We start from the raw sequence: 10,205 nt of genomic DNA, 5'->3' as shown, positions 1-10,205 counted from the left end.
TTGAAATAGGCGGCCTTGGGGGAGCCTATTCGAAAGGCAAGGGCCTCCACACAGAAAACCCATCTATAACTGCAAAAGCTCCCCCATAGCGCTTAAATCACAAGTTCCCACAACCCGCCAGCCAAATCAGAAGCGGCATGTCCTCTCCTGAAGATGACTATCTTTTGTGACTAAATGTGAGAGAGCGCCCTGAGGTGCCTGTAACAGTCCACGTCCCCTAATTAACCCTATTCAAAAGTATGGAGGTTAAGAAGTTCTTACCGTCTAATGAACGTACTTCATGTCTGTTCGGGGTAATCCCCGGACGCGTCTTGATGTGCGGCGCAATATTAACCTGAATTTAATCAACCGTGTCATGGAACGGGTGGCATCCAGGATGCAAATTTGATAGAGACGGGGTGGAGGACGGTGAGTAGGGCGCGGAATACATGCGTAGCGCCCTATCCCAAAGCGATAGCGAAGGGGGTATGGTGTCCGAAAGGGAATCCACGGATGGTGAGGTGGCGGCGCAAGGCGCGGATGGTTCCACGGCGGTCGCCACGCAGGACAGGATGGAACCGCCGAAGTTCCTGCCTTCGCCTGGTTTCGCCACGTGGTTGGATGAGGTCGGGGGTAGCCTGGTGCTGTCCACCTATCAATCGGCCCGGCTGATCTTCCTCTATGCGGCGGAGGGCCGCCTCCATGTCCTGGATCGGGTGGTTGGCACCGCTATGGGCTTGGCCGTTGACCAGCATAAGGTCTGGCTGGGCAATAAGGAGCAGATCTGGAAGTTTGCCAATACCGGGCCCGCCATCGTGAACGGGCAGGCGGTCGACGCTCTTTACATGCCCAGGAAGGGTTATTTCATCGGCCCCTGCGATACCCATGACCTGATCGCCGATGCCGAGTTTAAAGGCGAGCGCTACGAACTCGTGTTCGCCAATACCAATTTCAGCTGCATCGCCGCCCTGGATGATCAGTTCAACTTCCGTCCACTGTGGAAGCCTGATTTCATTTCCAGCGTAGCGGCGGAGGATCGCTGCCACTTGAACGGCATCGGCGCCCGCGACGGCCGGGTGGTGTACGCCACCTTATGCGGTCGTTACGATACCACCTTCGGCTGGCGCGACGCCAAGAATGGCGGCGGCTTCGCCGTTGACGTGGAGACGGGCGAGATCCTGGCTCAAGGCCTATCGATGCCGCATTCGCCCCGCTGGTATCGCGACCGGCTGTGGCTACTGAATTCAGGCGGCGGCCAATTCGGCTATGTCGACGGTGACCGGGGCGGTTTCGTCGCGGTGGCGGAATGCCCGGGTTTCGCCCGTGGCCTGAGCTTCGTGGGCGATTATGCCATCATCGGCCTGTCGCAATTGCGCGCCAACAGCTTCGCTTCGGGCATCGCGTTGAATGCGAAACTCCAGGCTGGGAATATCCAACAGCGGTGCGGCCTGCAGATCGTCGACTTGCGGACGGGCCGTAACGCCCACTGGTTGACGATCAGCGGGCCGGTGACGGAACTGTACGACGTCGCTTTCAACGCCAGCGTCCGCCGGCCCTATTGCCCGGGTTTCCGGGAACCGGAACTGCACCGCCAGCGGGTGCAGCTGCCGGACAACAGTTTTCCTCATCCGTATCGGGGCATGCAGCGGCTCGTTACCCAGGCGCCCGGCACTTCGGAAAAATCTCAAGTATGAAATAGTAGGACTATCCGAAGGGTTATACCGCCAATAGCTGCAATCGGACTATGGACTTGTACTAAAAGTGTAGTTACTTCTATTTGCGCTCGCTCAGAACGAAAAGGGAGGCTGTTGTCATGGAACCATTCGTGGGCGAAATCCGCATTTTCACCTGGAACTGGGCGCCCAAGGGATGGGCGCTGTGCAACGGCGCGCTGATGAACCTGCAGCAGAATATCGCGCTGTATTCCCTTATCGGTGTCTACTATGGCGGCAACGGGACCAGCAATTTCAATTTGCCGGATCTGCGTGGGCGGACGCCGCGGCACCTCAGTCAGCAAATGCCCCAGGTGGGGCTGTCGGGGGGGCCGAAACGGTGACGCTGACAACGGCGAGCTTGCCGACCCACACCCATTCCGTGAACGTGATCAATGGCCCGGCCACGCCTCCGCAAACGGCAAGTCTGGCAAATCATGCCCTGGCCTCGGTCACGAAGGTCGCGACGAACGCCACGATCCCGGTCTACACCCCGCCGACTGTGAACAGCCAGCCGGTGGCGACGGTGACCTTGCCCGCCGATACCCTCGCCACCAGTGGTGCCAGCGCCCCTGTCGCCAACATGCAGCCCTGGGTCGTCGCCAACTACTGCATCGCCCTGCAGGGCATTTTCCCGCCGCGCAACTGACCCCGCCACCGCACTTCGAAAGGGAGGGCACCGATGTCCGAATGCTTCCTGGGCGAAATCCGCATTTTCGCCGGCCCTTACGTGCCAGTCGACTGGGCGGCTTGCGATGGTTCCACGCAAAGCCTCAGTCAGAACCAGGCGCTGTTCGCGCTGATTGGCACGACCTACGGCGGGAACGGCGTTACCAATTTCAGCCTGCCGGACTACCGGGGGCGCACGCCCATCGGTCAAGGGCAAGGCCTCGGCCTGACCAGCCGTGTGTTGGGCCAGAACGGCGGCACGGAAACGGTCACGCTGACACAGGCCAATACACCCGCCCACACCCACGGCTTCAGCGCCAGTACGGCGACCGGTTCCGATCTCAACGCTTCCGGTAACTTGGTCGCCTCCTATACCGCCACCACCAGCATCAAGGGCCTGTACACGTCCGACACCACGGCCACGACGGTACAGTTGGAGACGGGTGTCATAACCTCGGCGCTGGGTTCCGGCGGCGGAACGGTTCCGCATAACAACATGATGCCGTTCATCGCGGTGGGCTACATCATGGCCATTCAGGGCATCTATCCGACCCAGAACTGACCCTCATGCCGACGCCGTCGCATGAGCGATGGCTTTCCCATGACGTTTCCCTTTTGGAAGGAATCTCACCATGGCTGATCCCTTCACCGGTGAAATCCGCGCCTTCGCTTTCTCCTTTCCGCCCGCCAACTGGTCGCAATGCAATGGCCAGCAAGTGCTGATTCAGCAGAACAACACGCTGTACGCCGTCATTGGCAACACTTACGGCGGCGATCTGCAGAACTATTACAATCTGCCCAATATGATGGGGTGCATTCCCATCGCCTACGGTTCAGGTCCTGGCCTGACGCTGCGCGACGCGGGCGAGAAAGGCGGTACGGACACGGTGGCGCTGACCAGTGGCAATTTCCCGCCCCATAATCATTTGGTGAATGTCAAAAACCCGAATACCGGCAACGCGGGATATGTGTCGACCCCGACGGCGACGACCTACCTCAGCCGTCCAAACAACATGCTGCTGTATTCCACCACTGCGGTCACCCAAGGCGGCCCGACGCTGGCGGCGAATACGGTCAGCACTGTCGGCACGGCAGCCATCGCCCCCCGCGCCAACGACCAGCCCTATCTGGTGGTCAACTTCTGCATCTGCCAGTTCGGCGAGTTTCCGTCGCGTCAGTGAGGGACGGGTTTGATGTCTCGCCTGCGTGAAGGGGCGGCGCCCACCATGGATGATGCCGCCCCGGTTCTGCCACCGTTGACCTTGCCCGCGGACATGGCGGCCCAGGGCCTGTCCCTGCGCCGCCAGCGGGAGGGGGATGCCGATTTCGTGCGTGACCTCTACGTCTCCCACCGGTGGGAGGAGATGCAGGCCGCCCCTTGGACGGATGAGGAACGCCTGGCCTTCCTACGGGATCAGGCGCGGCTGCAGGCGGCCCATTACGCCCTGCATTATCACGATGCCGATTTCATGATCGTGGAGAAGGATGGCCGGGCCATCGGCCGCCTCTACCTGTTCCGCCGCAATGCGAAGGACTTGCGTATCGTGGAGATCGGCCTGATGCCGGACTGGCGCGGTCATGGCCTGGGTGGTGCGCTGCTGGGCTGGGTGCAGGATTTGGCCCGTGATGAAGGCTATGCCCAGTGCTCCATCCATGTGGAAGGCAACAATCGCGCCCGGCGGCTATACCAGCGGCTGGGCTTTCAGGATGTGGAGCCCGTGGGCCCTTATTTCCTTATGGCCTGGCAGGCGGCGCCGGCGGCCTGACCGCCGCCGGCCCGCGTGTGTTCAGCTGAAGACAGCCTGGTAGAAATAGGTCCCGTCCTCGTTACGCCCCAGCGGCACCAGGAAGATCTCCAGCGTGCCCAAGGCGGGATGGGTCAAGGGATGGATATGCTGGTTCAGCATCGTGTTGCGATCCGTTCCGTTGAATAATAAAGAGAACGGATCACGGAACCGGCCCGGTGCGGCGCTCTTCTTGCCATGATCAACCTTGCTCAGAATCAGAGTTTCTTGGTAATCCGGATAAGTAACCGTAAACTCCTGGTCGATAAGCGGCAGGAAATTTTGCGCGGTCAGGTCGCCCAGCATGGATTGCCCATCTTCTTAACTTGAGGTTGGGCCATTATAACATGTCGATCATTGCAGGGAATGGAAAAACGCCAGGGCAGCCCATCAGGGTTGCAGGCGGTCCATGAGCACCCGGGCGTAGGTGCCCAGGCGCGCCTCCAGATCCACCGGCACCTCGCAGGTGTAGCGCAGGGTGCGCTCCACCTCCTCGAAATTACGGATGAGGTAACCCCGGCGCTGCACGATCTCGGCCCGCTGCTGCAGCTTGTCCGGATCGGTGGTCTCGGCCGGGATGGCCTGCAGCTCGGTGGTGGCCTTGGACACCAGGTCACCCATGTCGCGCTGGCGGCGCGCCAGATCCTGGATGCGGGTGATGACGCCCCCGCGCTGGCTGTTGATCTCCTCGACGATGCCGGCGAAGACCTTGGGGTAGACGGCGGCCCGCCGCCCCCTGGGCACCTGGTCGGCGAAGCGGGTCAAGGCCTTCTCGCCCTCATCCGCCGGGACCTCGCGCGGGGCGGTGGCCTGCACGACGGCGGCCACCCGCTTGTCGGCGCGCCAGTCCACATGCTCCGGCAGGGGTGGGCCGCCCCAGTAGGTGGCGCCGGTCAGTTGCGGCACCAGGCGCTGGTGGCAGGGCCAGTCGGGAGTGGCTTGACCCACGGGCGGAGGCGGCGCGGCGAGGGCGGCGGTCGCCGCCAGGATGAGGGCGAGGCTCAGCACCAGGCGCATGGACGTACCCTTCCTCATTCGCCGCCGCCGCGCCGGGCCAGCAGGCCGCGGCCGGGATCATAGCCCCAGACCGCCAGGATCATGAACAGCAGCGTGGCCCCCGCCACCACGCCGGCGGACAGCGGCGTCATCTGCCCATACAACGCGAAGCGGATCAGCTCCGTGGCGTGGGTGAAGGGGTTGGCCTGGCAGATCCAGTAGAGCGTCAGGCTGCTTTCCTTCACCCGCCACAGGGGATAAAGGGCGGAGGAGGCGAAGAACATGGGGAAGATGACGAAGTTCATCACCCCGGCGAAGTTCTCCAACTGGCGGATGAAGGACGACAGCACCAGACCGAGGGCGCCCAGCATCAGGCCCGACAGGATCAGGGCCGGCAGCACCGAGAGGTAGCCCAGCGGCGGCGGATCGATCTCCCAGAACCAGGCGATGCCAAGGAAGATGTAGGCCTGCACCACCGACACCACCACGCTGGCCAGCAGCTTGGCCGTCAGCAGGAACCAGCGGGGGAAAGGGCTGATCAGCAGGGTCTTCATGCTGCCCATTTCCCGATCGTAAACCATGGAAAGCGAGCTTTGCATCCCGTTGAACAGCTGGATCATGGCCAGCAAGCCCGGGGCGATATAGACCTCGTACGGGATGTAGGTTTCATAGGGCGGGATGATGGAGACGCCCAGGACGAAGTGGAATCCGGCCGCGAAGATGGCCAGCCACACCAACGGCCGCACCAATGCCGAGAAGAAGCGGCCGCGCTGCTGTGTCCAGCGCAAAGCCTCGCGCTTCACGATGCCGCCCAGGCAGCGGGCATAATGGATCGGGGTCATCTCGCCGCCCCCGTCAGGGTGTCGAAGGCGGCGCGCAGGGTGGCGGCGCCGGCACGGGCGGCCACCTGGGGGACGGGTCCCTGGTCCAGCACCTGGCCTTGGTGCAGCACGATGACCTTGGCGGTGTCGTCGGCCTCATCGATCAGGTGGGTGGCCCACAGCACGGCCATGTCCCGGCTGCGGCACAGGTGGCGGACATGGTCGATCAGGAAGCGGCGGCTTTCGATGTCCAGGCCCACGGTGGGCTCGTCCAGCAGCAGCAGGGCCGGGTCGTGCACCAGGGCGCGGGCCAACTCCACCCGCCGCCGCTGGCCGCCGGACAGCTGGCGCACGCGGGCGTTCCGCCGGTCGGCCAAACCTACGCGCTCCAGCTCCTCCTCGATGCGGGTGCGGGCGCGGGAACCGGCCAGGCCATGCAGGCTGGCGTGATAGGCCAGGTTCTGCCGCACCGTCAGGTCCAGGTCCAGGGTGGGTTGCTGGAACACCACGCCCATGGCGGCCAGGGCGGCGGAAGGTTGGCGGCGGATGTCATGGCCGAAGACGGCGATGCGGCCCTGGCGGCTGTGGTACAGGCGGGTCACCAGGGCGAACAGGGTGGTCTTGCCGGCACCATTCAGGCCCAGCAGCACGGTGAAGTCGCCGGGGTCCAGGCTGAAGCCCACGTCGCGCAAGGCCTGGCGGGGGCCGAAGGCGTGGCTGAGGCCGGAGACGTCAAGCGCCGCCGTGGTGACTTGGGGGGCTGGCGTCACGGCGCCACCACCACGCCCCAGGGCAGGCGGCCCACCGGCACCGACTTCACCACCTTCAGCGCGTCCACGTCGATGACCGACAGGTCGTTGCTGACGCCGTTGGTCGTGTACAACCGCTTGCCGTCGCCGGAGAAGGCCAGGTTCCACACCCGCTGGCCCACCAGTAGGTACTTCTTGACCTGATAGCTGCGGGTGTCGATGACGGCGACGCGGTTGGCGGGGCCCAGGGCCACGAAGGCGGTGTTGCCGTCGGCGGTCAGCTGGATGCCCACCGGCTGGATGGATTCCTTAGGCACCCCCGGAATGTCGAAGTGGATGGTCTGGATGACCTTGCGCTGGACGGCGTCGATGACGCTGACGGTGCCGCCCACCTCGGCCGACACCCACACCAGCGACCCGTCCTTGCTCCACTGCGCCACGCGCGGCCGGCTGCCCACCAGCACGTTGGCCAGCACCTCATGGCTCCGCGTGTCGATGAAATGGGCCATGCTGGTGGTCTCGGACGTGTTCACCAGGATCTCGCCGTCCGGGCTGATGCCCATGCCCTCCGGTTCCACACCCACCGGGATCTCGGTGACGATGCGGCCCGCCGCGATGTCCAGCACCGACACCATGTTGTCGTTCTCGTTGGAGACGTAAAGCGTCTTGCCGTCGGGGCTGAGGGTGAACAGCTCCGGGTCGGGGCCGCTGGGCAGGGTGCGGCTGACCGTGAGGCTGGCCAGGTCCAGCACCTCGATGTGGTCGGCGTCGCTGGTGCAGATGTAGAGCGCCTTGCCGTCCTTGGACAGGGTGATGCCGCGCGGCCGGGCGCCCACCTTGACCGTCTTGATGACGGCCAGGGTGCCGGCGTCCACCACCGTGATGGTGTTGTCCTTCTCATTGGACACCAGCAGCCGCTCCGCCAGAGCCGGTGTGCTGGCCAGCAGGGTGGCCAGCAGTGCTGCGCATTTCACTTTGGATGGCATGTCGTCTCCGGCTGGTCGGGACCCAGCGTGTCCAGTTCCGATGTCTCGTGCAGGAAGCCCGGCTGGGGCGAGACGGACACCAGCGACCGCGCGTCGGCCAGCAGCACCGGCTGCCGTAGTTGCCCGTCCCAGGCGCGGAAGCTGAGCCGTGCGCCCTTGAAGGCGGCCAGTTCGAATTCAGGCTTGCGCAGATAGGCGGTCATGGCCGCCCCGTCCACGCTGCCACCCCGGGTGGCTGCCTCGCCCAGGGCGCGCACGGCCATCCAGGCGCCGTAGTCCCGCTCTGTCATCCAGCGGTTGGCCTGTTTCAGGAAACGGGCCTGCAGCTGGGTGGCGCCCCATTGCTCGAAGGGGCGGGCCCAGGCGGTGGGCACCAGCCCCTGGGTGCCGGCCACGGGCCTGGGGTCGGTGGCGCGATACCCCAGCTCGTCGCCGAAATTGTCGCCCTCATCCGCCACCACCAGCACGTCGTACTTGAGACCTTGGGTGAAGCGTGCCACCTCCGCCCCGATGGCGTAATGGCCGGTGTCGGTGCGGCGGGCGCCCGGGTCGTAGGTCCAGGGCTTGTCCGCCACGATCCTCAGGCGGAACTTGCGCGCCGATTTGCGCAGCGCGTCGGCGTACAGCTTGTCCTCGGGGTTGGGGCCCGCCACCAGCAGGATGTCGCGCCAGTTCTTGATGGTCAGGTACTGCATCAGCGCGTCGGCCAGCATGGCCCGGCTGGGCAGCAGGTGCAACACGTTGCGCCGGCACTGCGCCCCCCGCAGGACGTCGTCGGTGCTGGTGGCGTCCAGCAGGGTGGCATCCTTCGCCTCCGGCAAATCGGCCAGACGCAGCAGCAGGTCGGCGGGCACATCGGTGACGAAGGCGCGATAGCCTTGGCCCGACAGCCTTTTGAAGGCCGCCACCACGGCGTCGGCGTCGGGCTCCAGCGCTTCTTCCAGGTGATAGGCCTGGTGGATGAAGCGGCCGGTGGTGGTGTTGTCCGCCAAGGCCAGCCGCGCGCCCTGCACGCCGTCATCCTCCGGCGGCTGGTCCAGGAAGCTCAAGGGCAGCACCCGTTTCTGCACCAGGGCGAGGTAGGCGATGTTGGCGACCGGATCGGGTTTCGCCTCCGGCTTGGGCGCGGCGGCGGGCGTCTTGGCGTCCGACGCCTTGGCCGGTGGCGCCGCATACGCCACCTGTCCGGCCGCCAGCAGGCCGGACAGGAACACGCCTATGAGATACATGCCTGTCAGGCCATGGCGGCGGTTGGGCATCTCCGCCGTCTCCTTGAGTGTCAGACCAGGGACCGCCGGTCGATAATGGCCCGTGCCATCCGGGGCCGCCATAGGAAATCAGGGCCAAAAATCAGCGTGCTGCCTCATTCTATAGTCGTAGAGGGGCCGGGTTGACAGGGGCGAAGCCGGCGGCCCGATAATGGCTGGTAAAACCAGGAACAAGCCCAGAGACCAGTCTGGGTCCGGCGCCCCGGCCGGGCGCGGAGGATGCCCCCCATGACCATGACACGCCGCCGCCTGCTGGGCCGCTTGGTGGCCACGGGTTTCGCGGCCGGGTTGCGGCCTCTCAAGGCCCATGGCGCCGGCGCGCCGGCCTTGCGGGTGGGCGTGCTGCGTTACGGCACGGTGTCGTGGGAATTGGACGTCATCCGGCGCCATGGGCTGGACACAGCCCATGGCTTGGCCCTCGCCCCCCAGGAATTCGCCACCGGCCAGGCCACGCAGGTGGCGTTGCAGGCGGGGCAGGTGGACACCATCGCCGTCGATTGGCTGTGGGTGGCGCGGCAGCGGGCATCGGGGGCGGACTGGACCTTCATCCCCTTTTCCAATTCCGCCGGCGCGCTGATGGCGCCGGCCCGAGGGCCGGTGGCGACGGTGCCCGATCTGCCCGGCCGCCACCTGGGCGTCGCCGGTGGGCCGCTGGACAAGAACTGGCTGATCCTGCGCGCCTATGCCCAACGCCAGGTCGGCATCGACCTGGACAAGGCGGCGGAGAAGACCTTCGGCGCGCCGCCCCTGCTGGCCAATGCGCTGGCGGCCGGCCGGCTGGACGCCCTGCTGACCTACTGGCCCTTCGCCGCCAAGGGTCAGGCGGCCGGGCAACGCCGCCTGCTGACGGTTGAGGACGCGGTGACCGGGCTGGGCGTCCAGGGCACGCCGCCCATGGTGGGCTATGTCTTCTCCGACCGCTGGGCCAAGGCCAATGGCGCCGTGCTGGAGGGCTTCATCGCCGCCAGCCGCCAGGCGCGCGACCTGCTGGTCAAGGATGAGGTGGAATGGCCCAAGCTGCGCCCCTTGGCCGACGCGGGCAGCGATGCGGAGTTCGACGCCTTGCGCGACTGGTACCGGCGCGGCATTCCCCGCCATTGGGGGCCGGCGGAACAAGAGGCCGCCGCCCAGCTGTACCAGGTGCTGGCCTTGGTGGGCGAACCGGCGCTGGTGGGCGGCGGTGGCGACACGCTGCCGGCTGGCACCTTCTGGCAGGCGGCGCAATCTTGGTAGGTCGGGGC

Annotated in this window: 13 protein-coding genes; 7 read left to right on the top strand and 6 right to left on the bottom strand. The window is 65.3% G+C overall.

The features are described 5' to 3' along the window. The first annotated feature begins 428 nt into the window (after positions 1–428). From UAA55_RS08035 to UAA55_RS08010, 6 genes are all read left to right on the top strand, one after another. Entirely contained in the window at positions 429–1,673 is a 1,245-nt protein-coding gene (locus UAA55_RS08035) for a TIGR03032 family protein (RefSeq protein WP_322952160.1), read from the top strand. Positions 1,674–1,792: 119 nt separating this feature from the next. Next, positions 1,793–2,035 (top strand): phage tail protein, encoded by a 243-nt coding sequence (locus UAA55_RS08030; RefSeq protein ID WP_322952159.1) that lies wholly within the window; start codon positions 1,793–1,795, stop codon positions 2,033–2,035. Continuing rightward, a complete protein-coding gene (locus tag UAA55_RS08025; protein WP_322952158.1) occupies positions 2,032–2,340 on the top strand; it encodes a phage tail protein in 309 nt (102 codons plus the stop codon). The genes UAA55_RS08030 and UAA55_RS08025 overlap by 4 nt, the downstream gene beginning before the upstream one ends. 33 nt (positions 2,341–2,373) lie before the next feature. Further along, positions 2,374–2,922, top strand: a complete 549-nt coding sequence (locus tag UAA55_RS08020; RefSeq protein ID WP_322952157.1) for a phage tail protein — start codon at positions 2,374–2,376, stop codon at positions 2,920–2,922. A gap of 70 nt (positions 2,923–2,992) precedes the next feature. Beyond that, a complete protein-coding gene (locus UAA55_RS08015) occupies positions 2,993–3,541 on the top strand; it encodes a phage tail protein (protein ID WP_322952156.1) in 549 nt (182 codons plus the stop codon). 12 nt (positions 3,542–3,553) lie between these two features. Beyond that, positions 3,554–4,126, top strand: a complete 573-nt coding sequence (locus UAA55_RS08010) for a GNAT family N-acetyltransferase (RefSeq protein WP_322952155.1) — start codon at positions 3,554–3,556, stop codon at positions 4,124–4,126. Between the two features lie 21 nt (positions 4,127–4,147). Here UAA55_RS08010 and UAA55_RS08005 read toward each other — a convergent pair whose 3' ends face one another. From UAA55_RS08005 to UAA55_RS07980, 6 genes are all read right to left on the bottom strand, one after another. Beyond that, positions 4,148–4,450, bottom strand: a complete 303-nt coding sequence (locus UAA55_RS08005; protein ID WP_322952154.1) for a DUF6916 family protein — start codon at positions 4,448–4,450, stop codon at positions 4,148–4,150. A gap of 84 nt (positions 4,451–4,534) precedes the next feature. Continuing rightward, complete coding sequence (locus tag UAA55_RS08000; protein WP_322952153.1) at positions 4,535–5,179, bottom strand: hypothetical protein; 645 nt, start codon at positions 5,177–5,179, stop codon at positions 4,535–4,537. Continuing rightward, entirely contained in the window at positions 5,176–5,982 is an 807-nt protein-coding gene (locus UAA55_RS07995; RefSeq protein WP_322952152.1) for an ABC transporter permease, read from the bottom strand. The genes UAA55_RS08000 and UAA55_RS07995 overlap by 4 nt, the downstream gene beginning before the upstream one ends. Continuing rightward, on the bottom strand, positions 5,979–6,731 hold the full coding sequence (locus UAA55_RS07990; protein ID WP_322952151.1) for an ABC transporter ATP-binding protein: 753 nt from the start codon (positions 6,729–6,731) through the stop codon (positions 5,979–5,981). Before UAA55_RS07990 ends, UAA55_RS07995 begins: the two co-directional genes overlap by 4 nt. Next, positions 6,728–7,696, bottom strand: coding sequence for a PQQ-dependent catabolism-associated beta-propeller protein (locus UAA55_RS07985; protein WP_322952150.1), 969 nt, complete (start codon positions 7,694–7,696; stop codon positions 6,728–6,730). Before UAA55_RS07985 ends, UAA55_RS07990 begins: the two co-directional genes overlap by 4 nt. Continuing rightward, positions 7,681–8,955, bottom strand: a complete 1,275-nt coding sequence (locus UAA55_RS07980) for an ABC transporter substrate-binding protein (RefSeq protein ID WP_322952149.1) — start codon at positions 8,953–8,955, stop codon at positions 7,681–7,683. The genes UAA55_RS07985 and UAA55_RS07980 overlap by 16 nt, the downstream gene beginning before the upstream one ends. Before the next feature lie 237 nt (positions 8,956–9,192). On the opposite strand from UAA55_RS07980, the gene UAA55_RS07975 reads away from it, so the two are divergent. After that, on the top strand, positions 9,193–10,197 hold the full coding sequence (locus UAA55_RS07975) for an ABC transporter substrate-binding protein (RefSeq protein ID WP_322952148.1): 1,005 nt from the start codon (positions 9,193–9,195) through the stop codon (positions 10,195–10,197). Positions 10,198–10,205: the final 8 nt, after the last annotated feature.

The organism is Nitrospirillum guanabarense, from assembly GCF_034653355.1.
Lineage (GTDB): Bacteria > Pseudomonadota > Alphaproteobacteria > Azospirillales > Azospirillaceae > Nitrospirillum.
This window is presented reverse-complemented; position numbering and strand designations above follow the sequence as displayed.

Bases quoted from the DNA above. Each gene is read 5' to 3' on its own strand.
- UAA55_RS08035 (WP_322952160.1), top strand. From the start codon at position 429: ATGCGTAGCGCCCTATCCCAAAGCGATAGCGAAGGGGGTATGGTGTCC.
- UAA55_RS08030 (WP_322952159.1), top strand. From the start codon at position 1,793: ATGGAACCATTCGTGGGCGAAATCCGCATTTTCACCTGGAACTGGGCG.
- UAA55_RS08020 (WP_322952157.1), top strand. From the start codon at position 2,374: ATGTCCGAATGCTTCCTGGGCGAAATCCGCATTTTCGCCGGCCCTTAC.
- UAA55_RS08015 (WP_322952156.1), top strand. From the start codon at position 2,993: ATGGCTGATCCCTTCACCGGTGAAATCCGCGCCTTCGCTTTCTCCTTT.
- UAA55_RS08010 (WP_322952155.1), top strand. From the start codon at position 3,554: ATGTCTCGCCTGCGTGAAGGGGCGGCGCCCACCATGGATGATGCCGCC.
- UAA55_RS08005 (WP_322952154.1), bottom strand. From the start codon at position 4,450: ATGCTGGGCGACCTGACCGCGCAAAATTTCCTGCCGCTTATCGACCAG.
- UAA55_RS08000 (WP_322952153.1), bottom strand. From the start codon at position 5,179: ATGAGGAAGGGTACGTCCATGCGCCTGGTGCTGAGCCTCGCCCTCATC.
- UAA55_RS07995 (WP_322952152.1), bottom strand. From the start codon at position 5,982: ATGACCCCGATCCATTATGCCCGCTGCCTGGGCGGCATCGTGAAGCGC.
- UAA55_RS07985 (WP_322952150.1), bottom strand. From the start codon at position 7,696: ATGCCATCCAAAGTGAAATGCGCAGCACTGCTGGCCACCCTGCTGGCC.
- UAA55_RS07980 (WP_322952149.1), bottom strand. From the start codon at position 8,955: ATGCCCAACCGCCGCCATGGCCTGACAGGCATGTATCTCATAGGCGTG.
- UAA55_RS07975 (WP_322952148.1), top strand. From the start codon at position 9,193: ATGACCATGACACGCCGCCGCCTGCTGGGCCGCTTGGTGGCCACGGGT.